Raw genomic sequence first — 15,738 nt, 5'->3', positions numbered from 1 at the left:
TATATTGGTATAATGTTGCTTAACTTAAGAAATCTCATCATTCAGTTCATGTAAAAATAATTTTAATTCATCAGTCAGTGGCGCCTCCAAACAAATAGGCTTGCCTGTAGCAGGATGCGCCATCTCCAACTTGCACGCGTGCAAAAACATTCGCTTTAAATTAAGACCCAGTTCGCCTTTCAATAAACGCTTATTCAATTCAAAATCACCGTATTTATCATCGCCTGCAATCGGATAACCAAGATGGGCTAGATGAACTCGGATTTGATGCGTCCGGCCAGTTTTCAGCTCTGCTTCCAGCAAGCTGAAATTTTTCCAGTTTTTGATCAAAGTAAAGAGGGTATGCGCGGATAGTGCCTTTCGCTCGTTATTTTTTTCAGCAACAACCGCAACGCGCCGCTCTCCCTCTGCAGTTACATATTTGCTGAGTGACAGTCTCACATTTTGCTGGGCATTACGCCATTTACCGCGAACCACTACCGAATAACGTTTCTGAACGATACCTTCACGAATTTGCCGGTGTGCTTCGACCAATGCACTCCGTTTCTTAGCGAGCAACAGCACGCCTGAAGTCTCCCGATCGAGGCGGTGCACTAACTCAAGAAATTTCCAGTCTGGATGGCGTAGACGGAGCTGTTCGATTACCCCGTGACTTATCCCGCTACCACCATGCACAGCCACACCCGACGGTTTGTTGATGGCTAATAGATATTCATCTTCAAACAGTATCTCGAATGTCGTCAAATGAGGTTTGACACGCTTCCCCCCACTTTGTAAAGGCCCGCTTGGTGTCACTTTTATTGGGGGAATACGCACTTTGTCATTGATCTTCAATCGATAGTCTGCCTGAATACGTTTACTGTTGACACGCACTTGACCGCTACGTAACAATTGATAAATATGACTCTTGGGAACGCCCCTGAAACGTTTAAAGAAAAAATTATCGATACGCTGCCCATCGGCATCTTCACCGATATTTTCTACTTTGGCCATATCTGGCATAATGTCTTTGCTTAGTGCTCTAATTTTTCCTATACTTTTCAACTGAAATTCCCGGTTAGACCCATATACAGATATCATGTATCGACTACATGAGGAATATGAATACAGGATTATTAAGAATAGTATTAACTTATCCGATAATTTTGAAGTGCTGAAGAATATCAGCACTGATTTGGTTAATGTCGCTCACCACCTAAAGTAGCGATAGTAATTGATTTGCGCGCTCAAAGCACATATGAATTTTAGTTTTTGGTTTCGTAGTCCCCGTAGACGGGATAGACTTTGTCGAAACCCTGTATAGCTTGATCCAAATCTGTTTAAAAACACACAGGAAACAGGATACAAACAAGAAATTGGCCAGTCTCCAAGAATAGGAAATTAAAGAAGGTCTGAATAAGTGAGCAAAAAAATCGCTGCAAGGAGCGCTCGAAGCATAAGACCTACAAAAACGAACAAAGCGCATGCCACTAAACCCAATCAAGCAAATTTTAGTGACGTGCACTTTGTAAATTTTGGTAAAACTTCGTTTTGGCGAAACTTCGTTTTGGCAAAACTCTTCGTTTTGGCAAAGCTGCATATCGTACGATTCAACCCAAGCGCCGCGCAATACGGCTGCGCCACATCAGTCCCTCTCATCCAGATCTTTCCTAATAGCAAGACCCCCAATTATCTGAACGATAAATTCTATTATGTATAAACGATAGGTAATTATGCTGCAGTATGCAGTGATAAACCCGTGAAATGAGCGCGGGAGGCATAAAATGAAACGCATGTTATTCAATGCGACACAACCTGAAGAGTTACGTGTCGCAATTGTTGATGGACAAAAGCTAATTGATCTCGATATTGAAACAGTTGGCAAGGAACAACGCAAAAGTAATATTTATAAAGCTGTCATTACTCGGTTAGAACCCGGTCTGGAAGCTGCTTTTGTTGACTATGGCGGAGACCGTCACGGTTTTTTGCCCTACAAAGAAATTTCTCCTACCTGCCTTGGGCAGGATGCAGATTTACCTAGCCACCGCATTCCAGATTTCCTAAAGGAAGGTCTGGAACTGATCGTCCAGGTCGATAAGGACGAGCGGGGAACCAAGGGTGCGGCATTGACCACCTATATTTCGCTAGCCGGAAGATATCTTGTTCTGATGCCTAACAATCCAAACAGCGGCGGGATCTCGCGTCGCATCAGTGCGGAAGAGCGGACAGAATTACGTGAGGTCATCGCGCACCTCGAAATTCCTGCTGGAATGAGCATTATTGCACGTACAGCGGGTATCGGCCGAGATGAGGAGGAATTGCAATGGGATCTCAATTATCTGATCCAGCTCTGGCGTGCTATTGAGGAAGCCGCCAAAAATCAGAGCGGGGTCTTTCTGATCTACCAAGAAAGCAGCTTGGTCATCCGCGCCATTCGTGATTACTTTCACCACGAGATTGGCGAAATCTTAATTGATAATCCCGAAATTTATGATCAGGCATGCCAATTCATGGCGCATGTCATGCCTGGCAATGTCGATCGTCTCAAACTGTATCAAGATGATGTCCCCCTATTCTCCCGTTTCCAGATCGAGCACCAAATAGAAACAGCTTATTCACGGCAGGTATCCTTACCGTCAGGAGGGGCAATCGTCATCGATCACACCGAAGCGCTCGTTTCCATCGATGTCAACTCGGCGCGCGCTATTCGCGGTACAGATATCGAAAACACTGCATTCAACACCAATTTGGAAGCAGCTGATGAAGTGGCGCGGCAGCTCAGGTTACGTGATCTCGGTGGATTGGTCGTGATCGATTTCATTGACATGGAGGTTACTCGTAACCAACGCGAGGTGGAATCACGTTTGCATGAAGCCCTGCGTCATGACCGTGCACGCGTTCAGGTCGGAAAAATATCACGCTTTGGCCTGTTGGAACTTTCAAGACAGCGCTTACGACCTTCGTTGGGCGAAAGCAACTATATCACTTGCTCTCGCTGTCATGGCACGGGCCACATTCGCGGCACCGATTCATCCGCATTGCATATTCTCAGAATCATTCAGGAAGAAGCCATGAAAGAGCACACCAGTGCAGTTCATGTGCAATTGCCGGTTGACGTCGCCACTTTCCTGCTGAATGAGAAACGCTCTGATATTCATAACATCGAAGCGCGTTTAAAGGTCAATATCATCCTGATTCCCAATATTTATCTCGAAACACCGAATTACAAAATCAGCCGGCTACGCCATGAAGATATTAAAGCTACCGAAATGCAAGCCAGCTACGAAATGGTTGAAAAAGTTGCAGAAGATATTACTTTCCCCGTAAAAACACAGGATATCAAGGCAATTCGCCCACAAGCCGCCGTGAAGGGCGTGACACCAGCACAACCTGCTCCGCTACGTGAAGAAAAACCACGTGAGCCTCTTTCGTTTCTTGATAAATTTTTTAGTTGGTTCAGGCCAACGAGTCAAGAACATGCGCCAGTGGAAGCAACTCCCCCAATTCCTAAGGAAAAATCATCGCGCCATGAGAGGGGCCGGGGGCGTCGTGATCGCAACCGTCGCGGTCGCGGCAAAGATGCGCTTGCCCATGAACAAATAAAACATCAGGACATCAATGAACCCATAATCGAAACAGTAAACGAAGAAAGCGGTATATTGCTTCAGGAACAGCTTACATCTGAACGTGCTGGTGAGAAGGCCCCAAAAAACCGTGAGCAGCATGCGATGCGAAAAAAACAAGCTCGCTCTCCCCGTGAAGAAAAGATAGCCCCTGAAACAGAAATAACGAGCGCTGAAGTTATCCCTGCTATCGAATCATCCTACGAACAAGTCGAAGAACGGGGACGTTCGCGCCGTCGCCGAGGTGGACGACAGCGTACCCGTGCAGATCGCCCACAGATTTCCCATACTGCCGAAACAGAAGAAACTTCGTCTGCGCTACCTGTTCAGTCTGATACGGACACTGGCGAGGAAAAGCAACCGGATACACACTATCCCATCACGGTCACACCGCAAATCGTCCCCTTGGCCCCTGAAGTAGCTGAAACCAGCAAGCCACTTGAACCGGCAGAACAAACAGAGCCTGCACCTATTCTCTTGGCAGCGTCCCCTGATTTTTCTGCTCAAACCGAGCCATCATTAGACCATGTTCAAGAGTCGGTAGCCATTGAGTCGCTTGAGTCGCCTTCGCCTCAAATCACGCCACCTCAATCAACCCAAACCCATACCAAGACACCTACCGAGATACCCAAGACAATCGAGTTACCCGATTTGACTAAAAGTGGCCTCGTTATGATTGAGACTGCGCCAGAAAAAGTATCCGAGACGGTAGAAGAACCCGATCTCCCTAAGAGGGTACGGCGAAAACCTGTCGCTCCTAAATCGATCGAATCCGAACCATTGGTTCAAGTAGAAACTAAAGATTGACGTAATAAAAGCCTGCGGCATCATCGCAGGCTTTTATTAGTTGAGATGTCGTTGATGGTAGGTATTCAGCGCTTGTTCTCAATACCACGGTGACAGCCATGAGATCGCTACACCTTTGTCAGCGCGTTACTGAATACACATTTCCTCGCAAGGGGAAAGCATCATGTTATATCAGCAGCATCGGCTGTGACTGTAATCATTTTATTTTAATGAGGTAACAGGTATGAGCGATTTTCCCGAATACGACGAAATTCATGTCATCTCCGATATTCATATGGGAGGCGACAAACCAGATTTTCAAATTTTGCGTGAAACCAGTCGCCTCGCCAACTATATCCGCTGGGTTGCAGGCCAGCGGCCCGAGGGACGTGTAGCATTAATACTCAATGGAGATGTCATCGATACGCTCGCTGAGGACATACATGGTTATGTTGCTGTCGACGAAGCGGTTGCCATCTTAAGGCGGATCATGAAAGATGCTTCATTTTCCGATATATGGCAGGCCTTGGCCGATTTTGTCAAACTGCAAGGGCGCACGCTCATCATTGTCATTGGCAATCATGATATCGAATTATCCTTCCCGGTCGTCCAGCACTTGCTCATTACTTCACTTGCGGGTGACGACTTAGCTGCGCGCGCGCGCATCGAATTCTCGACGACTGGCGCAGGCTACACTTGTCAAGTCGGAAATGCCCGCGTCTACTGCACTCATGGTAATGAAGTCGATGCCTGGAATTACAACCGCTACGAGGATTTGGCTAAAGTAGGCCGTCGCTTGAACGCTGGCCGCTCGCTCGACCCGAGTGAATGGTATCCAAATGCGGGGACGCGCATGGTCAAAGAAGTCATGAACGATGTGAAACGCAGATTTGCCTGGATCGATTTGCTCAAACCCGAAACTTCAGCCGCCGTAGGAACACTCCTAGTGCTGGATCCCTCACAAATAAGTAAAATAGGCAAGCTACTATCCATTGTCGGTGAAAAAATTCAGGGCAATAAACAGGTTGATCAACGTCTGTCAGCAGAAGGCTTCCATCAACCGGACCAGGAAATTCCTTCGTCCATTACGGTGGATCGTCTATTGGGCCCCAATCTCAAAGCGGGCATACTCAGCTCAGCCTTGCCTGGAGGAAGAAATGCTGACGATATGCTGCTCGCTGCTGAAGAAAACCTCAACCGTACCGACGCAGGCAGTACGGCTGTCGACAGTACTCTGGGCACCCCCCAACTGATACTGGATAGCTTGACTGGCTGGATGAGAGGCGTCGGTAAAGATGAAGCATTACGTCGCGCGCTTAAAGATTGGTTGGCAAACGACAAAACGTTTGATATCACTGATCAAGATGATACTTACAAACAAGTAACCGCCGTCGTTGGACCCGCCATCGACTTTATTGTGACTGGGCATACGCATCTCGAACGCGCGATCGATATGGGTGGCGGGCGATACTATTTCAACAGTGGCACCTGGATCCGTCTATTGCAATTTACTGAAACAATGCTCAAAGATACGGCTACCTTCAGACCCGTTTACGATGTTCTCATCGATGGCAAGATGGAAACCATAGATCGAGCGGTATTCGATAACCGGCCCTTTGTCATGAATCAAACCAGCGCAGTATCGATTAAAGCCGAGAGTGGACAAGTCGTAGGCCGACTGTTGCATGTGATGGGTGATGGCACGGATGCGCCTGTCGAGATAAAAAGATTTCCGGAGAAATGAGATGAGTGCCGACCCTAATAAAGTTATCCAGAAAGTTAAACTCGAATTTCTCCGGCCGGGACCGCCTCACAACCAATTACTTTCCCCGCTTACCCCTTATATCGCGTTATGCGGCGAGGATGGGCCTGTAACAGTGCAAATGCCGTTCGAACATCGGCATTTGCTGATGCGTTTACGCAGATTACGTTACGAATCCGATAAAGATCCGGCTAAAGATGAGCAGCGACAAGCTGAGGTGCGCGATATGGGCGAAGCAATCGGCAGGATGCTTGGGCAAATTCCGGCATTGCTGTCCGAGTTGGGTAACACCTCAGGGGGCGTTGGTAAGATGGTCCACCTACGTCTTTCCTTGTCTGCATTTGAGCTTGGATTAATTCCTTTCGAACTTGCCATTGGCACAGATGGTTTTCCAGGCTCCGGTTCGCCTCTGTTTCTGCAATCGCGCACCCCGATTTCGATCACACGGGAAATCCGCCGCGGACGCCCACTACCCATCGAGTGGAACCGGGCACCGCGCATTCTTTTCGCTTTTGCAGAACCTGATGGTCTTTATGTACCCGCCCAGGCGCATTTACAAGCACTGCGTTCTGCCATCGACCCTTGGGTAAAGATCAGAAGCCCCGGCATGGCCAAGGAGCGTGTCGAAGACGTCAAAAAAATACTGACTGTTTTACCCAATGCCACATTGAAACAAATCCGTGAGGCTTGCGCCGAAACCGAATATACCCACGTTCATATCCTGGCCCATGGCGCACCAATAGAGAGTTCTGGTGACAAACACTATGGCGTAGCATTATGTAGCGATCTCGATCCGAGTAAAGGGGATATCATTGATGGCGAAAGGCTGGCAATTGCCCTGACAGCCCGCGATTCTTCGGGAAACACAAAATTTTGCCCGACATTGGTCACGCTAGCGACCTGTGATTCCGGGAATATCGAATCCGTACTCACACCAGGCGGCAGTATCGCGCATGAACTTCATGCAGCCGGTATTCCCTGGGTCATTGCTTCACAATTCCCACTATGGATGCGCGCTTCAGCCATCGCTGCCGAAGTGTTGTATCGTCGGCTGTTAAGTGGCGATGACCCACGCTGGGTCATCTATGAATTACGTCAGCGCCTGCGAACCGATGCGCCCAGTACGCATGATTGGGCGAGTATCGTCGCTTACGCTACTGTACCATCAGATTTCGAAAACCAAGTTGCCATTTTCCGAGACAAGCAGATCAGAAGGCGGCTCGAAGTCAAATACGACCGTATCGATGAATTGGTTGGTGCCAATGCCGATATCGCTCTCCCCTTGGAATCTGCGTTCACCGTCAATTCAATCGAGCGTGAAAAGGAAATCACAGCGTTATGTAAATCGATCCGGAGTGAACTCAAAACATGGTGCAAAGAACCCGAAGCGGCTTATTCTCCGAAAATAAAAGCGGAGCGCCTCGGCATGAGTGCTGCCAGCGAAAAACGCATCGGAATTGCTTTTTCATTGCTTGCGCACAATCAAGCTACAGACTCCGAACAAACCCAGAAATGGATGAGAGCAAGTCAACAAGCTTATGAAGCTTCACGTGAGTTTTATCGCGAAGCACTGGAAGTCGAACCTCATAATCACTGGGTCATGACTCAATATCTTTCAATATCTGCCATCCCTGCTTTGGCAGACAAGCCAACGTTCGAAGCATTGCCTAAAAACTATGGTCAATGGTGGACCGCGGCGCGACAAATTACCGAATGGAAACTAAACAAAGCAACTGCAGCAAATCGAGCATGGGCGCTTGGAACATTGGCTGAACTCACGTTACTCGGAATCGCCTATGATGTTCAAAATTTCGACCCGATACAAGCCAAAAAGGATATTGTCCGCTATTGTAATGAAATACGTGCGTTACTAGGTCCTGACGAGTTTCCCCTGTTCTCGACCCAGCGCCAATTCAGGCGTTATATCAAATACTGGGAAAGAGAGGAGTGGAAAGACTTGGCCTTAACAGCATTAAAAACTTTAGGCGATCCATCGCCGCAAGGTACGCGCATAAACGGATAAGAGGCCCCTATTGGTAATTTCATTCCAGTAAAATGGGTTGCATAATATGTAGAATGATCTCAATATTGTGTTCTGGATGCCGACATAAACTATTATTCAATCAATGAGGAGTCGGAACCATGCGTTATTTCTCATGCTTACTTGCTGCATTCATGATGGTCACACCTCAAGCCCTGGCCAGCGATATAGGCGTTTCCATTCGAATTGGCCAACCCGGTTTTTATGGAGAACTTCATTTTGGCGGCTATTACCCCACACCTCGACTCATTTATCCCCAGCCTGTTTTAGTATGGCATACCCCCGCAAACCTGCGGCAACCGCCTATTTATATGCATGTCCCCCCCGGTCATGCAAAGAATTGGAACAAACATTGCCATCTCTATCGCGCTTGTGATCGGTATGTTTATTTTGTTCAGGAAAGTTGGTACAACAATGTCTATATTCCCTATTATCAGAAACGCACCAGTCACTCATACCGATACGATAATGGGTATCAGCAACCTTATCGAGATGATCGCAGGGATTACCATGATCATGAGCGGGATCATGATGAGGGTTATCGCAAAAAACGCAATCAGGATAAACGTGGTCACGATCATTACCGCGACAGATTTGATCCTCATCCCGGCCAGGAAAAACAGGACAAGGGCCACCGAAAAGACCGAGACTGAATCAGATTGGCAGCCAATCAGCGCTTCTAAGAAGTGCTGATCAAATAATTTCAATTATTCCCTGTACCGTCCAGGCACCATGACGCTCATGTAAGAAAACAGCATTTCCTCTATGAACAACTTTGTATTGAGCGGATGCTGCGATAATCGCTGGGTCTTAATCAGATCGCGCCAGAACTGAGCAAACTGAAGCGGGTTAATCGTTGCAGCAAGCTTTCTTATAGTCGTTTCATGCTGTAAGTGATAACGCACCTTGCCTGTCACGCGGCAGCTCATCAAGTCATAGCACCATTTCTGTAGCCAGTTGACAAGCATGGATAGATCAAGCTTACTCAATGCACTAGACAGCGGAATCGGATCGAGACGCTCTGGCAAACTCATTTGCCGGATGAACTCAGCATGTTGCACAAGGTAATCTCCCTGACTGAACATTTTCGCCTGCAAGGGCGATGCACCAGCCAATGCCAAGTAGGTTTCAGGGGGATCGACGCCTTGCTGGATCAGCCAGTCGCATGCGGTAACCGTATCCGGCACCGGCATCGTAATTTGTTGACAACGACTGCGTATCGTCGGTAGCAAATCCTGCCACTGATGGGCTATCAGCAGGAATAGCACATGGGCTGGGGGTTCCTCGAGCTTCTTCAGCAAGGCGTTGGCTGCCGCCGCATTCATCGCTTCTGCAGGATGAATGAGAATAACCTTGTATCCCGCCTGATGACCGGAAAAATAGACAAAATGATCAAGTGATCTGACTTGATCGATCGTAATTTGCTGACTGGCTTTCTTCCGGGATTTTACGGTGTCGTTCTCCAGCCGATCTTCGTCGCTTTCCAGCGCAGCATCGCTGGGCGCCGAAGTAAATGCTTCCGGTGCTATCAAGTAGAAATTGGGATGTGTTCCCTGCGTAAACCATCTGCAACTCGCGCATTGCCCACAAGCAGTCAGTCGTGCTGTCACTCGTTCACACAGCAACGATTTGGCAAGTGCATATGCAAAACTCAGTTTGCCAATCCCTTTCCTCCCTTTCAGCAGCAAGGCATGCGCACGCATTTCTTCAGCACGCCTGAGCTGTTGCCAGAGGGTATTTTGCCAAGGATACAGTTCTTCCAATTCTTCCACGATTGGCTACGCTATTGCGTCCGCTCCGATAAAATTTCACTCATAATCGCTTCAAGCGAAGCCGTGACTTCCGCTAGTGGACGCCCGGCATCGATCAATCGTATCCGCTCAGGAAATTGACGCACCCGCTGCAGATAGGCTTTCCGTACCCGCTGAAAAAATGCGCTCTGCTCTTGCTCGAAACGATCGGCAGCTTTGATGGATTGCACGCGCTGTTTGCCCAATTCTACAGATACATCGAAATAGAGCGTCAAATCAGGCTGAAACGAACCTTGCACCCATCGCTCCAATTCCTCCAATTTGCGCAAAGCCACCCCCCTGCCACCGCCTTGATATGCAAAACTCGCATCCGTAAAACGGTCTGATATCACCCATTCCCCTTTATCGAGGGTGGGGAGAATAACTTTATCCAGATGCTCACGCCGCGCAGCGAACATCAACAACACTTCTGTTTCGGCATGCATCGTCTGCCGCTGATCGAGCAGCAGCGCGCGCAATTGTTCACCGAGCGGCGTTCCCCCTGGCTCACGCGTCGTCACCGTAGTGATCCCTTTGCTCATCAAATAATTTTCCAGCCAGACAAGATGTGTGCTTTTGCCCGCACCATCGATACCTTCCAACGTGATAAATTTTCCAGGTTGCATGTTTTTTTACGAAACAGGAATAACAGTAAGCACCCGACAATGCACTATCATATATATGTACTTAAATATGTACTTAAATTTTTATGAGTTAATCGTCTATGCGAATCGACGCAACTGGCTATCTTGAAAACGTGCGATTCATTCCTTCGCCTAATTGTGATGAACGTCCGCCCGAATGCACCATTACCCTCCTGGTCATCCACAGCATCAGCCTGCCGCCTAACGAATTCGGTGGTAGTGGGATCATTGAGTTATTCACCAATCAACTCGACCCCACCGCACACCCTTACTATCTCTCGCTACGCGATCTTAAAGTCTCCAGCCATTTCCTGATACGCCGCGACGGTGAAGTTATCCAGTTTGTTCCATGCACACTGCGTGCCTGGCATGCCGGCATTTCCTGCTGGCAAGGCAAAAACCGTTGTAATGATTTTTCCATCGGAATCGAGCTCGAAGGCAGCGACGATATCCCCTTTGAATCCATACAATACGAGCGACTCATTGCATTGACCTCCGCGCTGCTGGCTGCCTACCCGATAATCGATATCGTCGGGCATGCCGACATTGCACCCGCCCGCAAAACCGATCCGGGCCCATTTTTTGATTGGAAAAAATACCGGCAAGCACTCGCTAACGGTGATATTCGCCTGATCGCTCAGGCTGATAAATAACCTCTTCCATACGAACGCGCAACATGCCCCCACCTGGTTTTGGCCATTCGATCTCATCTCCTTGCGAAAGACCAAGCAGTGCACTACCGACAGGTGCAAGAATAGAAATCTTGCTACCGCTCGTATCGCTATCTTTTGGATAGACCAGTGTCAACTCGAATTCTTCAGATGATGATTCGACTTTAAATCTGACTGTTGAATTCATGGTCACCACGGTCGGTGGAACATGCTCGGGATCAACGACATCCGCCCTCGCCAGTTCTACTTCTAATTCCTTCTTACCTGGAAAGCTTTGATCAGGCAATGATTCGATCAGATTTTCTAGTCTTTCTGCATCGAGCGATGAAATTATTATTTTTGGTTTAGTTTTCATGGTCACTCTATTGAATTGGGTTAACGTTGGAGATCCCATAACTGAATACGTTCAGTTATGGGAAGGCTTCAGTTATGGGAAGGCTTTAAAAAAACCAATGCAGCCTCATTCGGCATACGTAGCTGATATTGCTATTACTCAGAGCGGTATTGCGCAGTCAATCTAAATTCGCTGCCTGGCTGAATCGTAACGACATCACTCGCTGCATTGGTTGTTTCGACACATAACAAGCGCAGGTAATCATCATCCTGCAAATCAGCCATTTCAGACGCTATTTTTGCCCAAGGGTTCCATATGACCGCCGATCGGCTACCTTGAGAAGTGATTCGAACGTTGCGTTTCCTCGCAGCATCGTGAATAACCAGTTCATTCGCGACATCCAGATAAATGCGATCAACTTCTGTGTTTATCGTTACCGCCCCGGATTGTATTTTTTGTTGCCCGCCATCGACCTTGTCGATATAAGATTTGCCTTCCAGGCCCGATACACTCGTCTGATGGATATCGCCGACGCCGAAATAGGTATGGAAAGCTTGTGTGATGCTGAACGGCTGATCCCCGCTATTGCGCGTGATTAGCGCCAGACCCAGCGTCTCCCCGATGGTGATTTCCAATCTCAAAACGAAAGCATGCGGCCAGATAGATCGCGTTTCCGGTGTATCCGTCAACCCCAACACAATCCTGGCCTCCCCATTGACCGATACCGCGGTATCGATCACATCCCACATCCGGTTACGCACAAAACCATGGGCCGGGCGTCCTTTTCCTTCGGGATCAGAGCCAAACCACGGCCAGCAAATCGGCACGCCACCTTTGATCGCTTTCCCTGCTTGATAATAAGCTTTTTCACTGAGAAACATCAAATCGTCAGCCTTGCCCGCCGGCCGGTAAGCAAGTACCTGGCCAGCATAAACTGATATCAACGCATTGGCCTTGGCATTGCTAGCACGAATGAAAGGCAGCCCACCCTGCCCTTCGAAAAACTCGATCTGACCCACAATACCATGATCCGCGTTAAATTGTTCAATATTCATTTTTTACCTTATTTTTGTCGCAATAGGTTTGGAATGATAAACTCAAACGCATACTTCATAAACCTAAACCGCAATTTGTCGATTATCGAACCCTGCTGAAGGAATAACCATGACCCATACGCTATTCAATACACTGAAAACCCTGCAACTCCCGACAGGCCAATCCGTCCGATACTATGCCTTATCTGCACTGGAAGAGGCAGGCCTTGGCATGATCTCACGACTGCCTGTTTCGGTCCGTATCGTTCTCGAATCAGTTTTGCGTAACTATGACGATCAAAAAATAACGCAAGCCCATGTCACGCAATTGGCTGGTTGGCAACCCAATGCCGCGCGTACTCATGAAATCCCGTTCGTGGTCGCACGTATCGTGCTACAGGATTTTACTGGCGTTCCGCTATTGGTCGATCTCGCCGCCATGCGCAGTGCCGCGGAGCGGCTGGGTAAAGATCCTAAACGGATCGAACCGCTCGTCCCCGTCGATCTGGTTGTCGATCACTCGGTGCAGGTCGACTATTACGGTGATAAAAATGCGCTCGCCCGCAACATGGAAATGGAATTCCGCCGCAATAAAGAGCGTTATCAATTCATCAAATGGGGCATGCAAGCATTCGATACCTTTAGGGTGGTCCCTCCTGGGATCGGCATTGTCCATCAGGTTAACTTGGAATACCTGGCGCGTGGCGTGCATCAGAAAAATGGCTTGATTTATCCGGATACGCTGGTCGGAACCGACTCGCATACGACCATGATCAACAGCATCGGTGTCGTTGGGTGGGGCGTAGGGGGGATTGAAGCAGAAGCGGGTATGCTGGGCCAACCGGTCTACTTCCTTACACCCGACGTGGTCGGCGTTAATCTGACCGGAAAGTTGCGAGAAGGCGTCACCGCCACCGATCTGGTTCTCACTATCACCGAAATGTTACGCAATGCGAAAGTGGTCGGTAAATTCGTCGAATTCTTTGGTGAAGGTGCTGCATCGTTGAGCCTGCCAGATCGCGCCACCATCGCTAATATGGCACCCGAATATGGTGCAACCATGGGCTTCTTCCCGGTCGACGATGCCACACTCCAGTATTTCAGAAATACTGGACGAACCGACGGGGAAATTCAAGCTTTTGAAATTTATTTCAAAACACAAGGGCTGTATGGCATGCCCCGCACGGGCCAGATTGATTACAGTCAAGAACTACATCTTGATTTGAGTTCGATCGTCCCGTCCTTAGCCGGCCCCAAACGACCGCAAGACCGCATTGCGTTGGGTGATCTTAAATCAACCTTCACCGAGCTTTTCAGCAAACCCGTGGCGGAAAATGGCTATGGCAAGCCAGCAGAAGAACTCAGCCGTGCCTATACCCCACGCGAATCAGGCTGTCCGGAGAGTGATGTGTGTGTCACGAGCCCAATCAATCAAGATGAAGCCACGCTACCGCCGGGTTCTGAAAGAAACTTGGCCGAATTGGTCAATAATCGCCCCACCCAGGATACGATCAAGGGCAATAGCAAGCTAACTCAGCCCTTTGAGCTATATCATGGCGACGTGCTGATTGCTGCGATCACCTCCTGTACCAATACTTCCAATCCCACGGTCTTGATTGCCGCAGGTTTGCTTGCCAAAAAAGCGGTGGAAAAAGGCTTAAGTGTCAAAAAGCATATCAAAACTTCGCTCGCACCCGGTTCGCGTGTTGTCACGGAATATCTCAATGCAGCCGGTCTGATGCCCTATCTGGAACAACTTGGCTTCAACCTGGCAGGCTACGGCTGCACCACCTGCATCGGTAATTCCGGACCATTGCCAGAAATCATCGAAGAATGTGTCGTCAAGGATGATCTCATCTGCTCCGCTGTCCTATCCGGCAACCGGAACTTTGAGGCTAGAATTCATGCCAACATCCGCGCCAATTTTCTTGCCTCCCCCCCGCTGGTAGTCGCCTATGCCCTGGCAGGTACCGTGCTTAAGGATCTCACCACCGAACCGATCGGGATGGGCAAGGATAATCAACCCGTTTGGCTGAAAGATATCTGGCCGAGCAGCGCGGAAGTCGAATCCTTGATGAAATTTGCCACTCAAGCCGATACCTTCCGTCAGCTCTATAGCGATTTCACCAAAGATCTTCCTCTATGGAACGAGATTACCTCAGTCACAGGTAAACTCTACGACTGGCCGGACTCTACATACATTGCAGAACCTCCCTTCTTTCAGGATTTTACACTGCAACCTGCCACAGAAAGTGGCGCCGGTGGCATCCGCAGCGCGCGCGCATTGGCGATCTTCGGCGACTCGGTTACCACCGATCACATCAGCCCGGCAGGGGCCATCAAAGAAACCTCACCGGCTGGCACCTACCTACTTGCCAACCAAGTCACCAAAGCCGATTTCAACAGCTATGGCTCACGCCGCGGTAATCATCATGTCATGATGCGCGGCACTTTCGCCAATGTCCGCATCAAGAACCTGATGATTCCCGGCAGCGAAGGGGGTATCACGCGCTATCGCGGCAACGATGCCATTGAGGGCGAACAGATGTCGATTTACGATGCAGCCATGCGTTATATCAAACAAAACATTCCCACTGTAGTGTTTGCGGGTAAGGAATATGGTACCGGTTCGAGCCGTGACTGGGCGGCGAAGGGAACGCAACTGCTGGGAGTCAGAGCTGTCATTGCGGAAAGTTACGAACGCATCCACCGCAGCAACTTGGTCGGCATGGGGGTGCTGCCTTTGCAATTCAAGGATAACGTCAACGCACAAGCCCTTGGCATTACCGGCGATGAGTTGTTCGATATACAAGGCATCGACACCATCCAACCTCAGCAACAAGTCACGCTGATCATACATGACAAAGATGGCAGTCAACGCGAAGTCCCTCTGCTTTGCCGTATCGACACCGCCATCGAGGTCGATTACTACCGTCATGGCGGCATATTACCTTACGTACTCAGACAGTTAATGAACGGTTAAAAAATAAACGGATGCTGATAAAACCCACGATGCGATGGATCGAATAACTTCGATTTCTGAACAATATCGGGCACGCGTTGCTTTGCTTCAC

11 protein-coding genes are annotated in these 15,738 nt (G+C 48.8%); 6 read left to right on the top strand and 5 right to left on the bottom strand.

The features are described from left to right. Positions 1-24: 24 nt before the first annotated feature. The gene (locus C8R30_RS00125) at positions 25-1,002 is read right to left on the bottom strand and encodes an RluA family pseudouridine synthase (protein WP_181258671.1); all 978 of its coding nucleotides are present in this window, start codon (positions 1,000-1,002) and stop codon (positions 25-27) included. 761 nt (positions 1,003-1,763) lie between these two features. Here C8R30_RS00125 and C8R30_RS00115 point away from each other — a divergent pair. The 4 genes from C8R30_RS00115 (at position 1,764) to C8R30_RS00100 (ending at position 8,844) form a co-directional block, all read left to right on the top strand. Continuing rightward, complete coding sequence (locus tag C8R30_RS00115; protein ID WP_090665850.1) at positions 1,764-4,409, top strand: Rne/Rng family ribonuclease; 2,646 nt, start codon at positions 1,764-1,766, stop codon at positions 4,407-4,409. 223 nt (positions 4,410-4,632) lie between these two features. Next, positions 4,633-6,132 (top strand): metallophosphoesterase, encoded by a 1,500-nt coding sequence (locus C8R30_RS00110; protein WP_090665848.1) that lies wholly within the window; start codon positions 4,633-4,635, stop codon positions 6,130-6,132. 1 nt (position 6,133) lies between these two features. After that, entirely contained in the window at positions 6,134-8,173 is a 2,040-nt protein-coding gene (locus tag C8R30_RS00105; RefSeq protein ID WP_107784428.1) for a CHAT domain-containing protein, read from the top strand. Between the two features lie 119 nt (positions 8,174-8,292). Next, complete coding sequence (locus tag C8R30_RS00100; RefSeq protein WP_090665844.1) at positions 8,293-8,844, top strand: hypothetical protein; 552 nt, start codon at positions 8,293-8,295, stop codon at positions 8,842-8,844. A gap of 54 nt (positions 8,845-8,898) precedes the next feature. On the opposite strand, the gene holB is transcribed toward C8R30_RS00100, so the two are convergent. Together holB and tmk are read right to left on the bottom strand one after the other, a co-directional pair. After that, positions 8,899-9,963, bottom strand: coding sequence for a DNA polymerase III subunit delta' (gene holB / locus C8R30_RS00095; RefSeq protein ID WP_338065842.1), 1,065 nt, complete (start codon positions 9,961-9,963; stop codon positions 8,899-8,901). 11 nt (positions 9,964-9,974) lie between these two features. Beyond that, positions 9,975-10,607, bottom strand: a complete 633-nt coding sequence (tmk, locus tag C8R30_RS00090; RefSeq protein WP_090665842.1) for a dTMP kinase — start codon at positions 10,605-10,607, stop codon at positions 9,975-9,977. A gap of 98 nt (positions 10,608-10,705) precedes the next feature. On the opposite strand from tmk, the gene ampD reads away from it, so the two are divergent. Further along, positions 10,706-11,278 (top strand): 1,6-anhydro-N-acetylmuramyl-L-alanine amidase AmpD, encoded by a 573-nt coding sequence (gene ampD, locus C8R30_RS00085; RefSeq protein WP_090665840.1) that lies wholly within the window; start codon positions 10,706-10,708, stop codon positions 11,276-11,278. Here ampD and rnk read toward each other — a convergent pair. Further along, complete coding sequence (rnk, locus tag C8R30_RS00080; protein ID WP_090665838.1) at positions 11,238-11,651, bottom strand: nucleoside diphosphate kinase regulator; 414 nt, start codon at positions 11,649-11,651, stop codon at positions 11,238-11,240. The two genes, ampD and rnk, sit on opposite strands and share 41 nt — an antisense overlap. Before the next feature lie 134 nt (positions 11,652-11,785). Then, positions 11,786-12,685 carry a D-hexose-6-phosphate mutarotase gene (locus C8R30_RS00075; RefSeq protein WP_090665836.1) on the bottom strand — a complete coding sequence of 300 codons (900 nt, stop codon included), beginning with the start codon at positions 12,683-12,685 and terminating at the stop codon, positions 11,786-11,788. Between the two features lie 109 nt (positions 12,686-12,794). Here C8R30_RS00075 and C8R30_RS00070 point away from each other — a divergent pair, with 109 nt between their 5' ends. Then, entirely contained in the window at positions 12,795-15,647 is a 2,853-nt protein-coding gene (locus C8R30_RS00070) for an aconitate hydratase (RefSeq protein ID WP_107789248.1), read from the top strand. Positions 15,648-15,738 lie beyond the last annotated feature (91 nt).

Origin of the sequence: Nitrosomonas nitrosa, assembly GCF_003051105.1 — a bacterium.
Lineage (GTDB): Bacteria > Pseudomonadota > Gammaproteobacteria > Burkholderiales > Nitrosomonadaceae > Nitrosomonas > Nitrosomonas nitrosa.
Note: the sequence above shows the minus strand (reverse complement) of the source record. Positions and strands in the feature narration are given on the sequence as shown.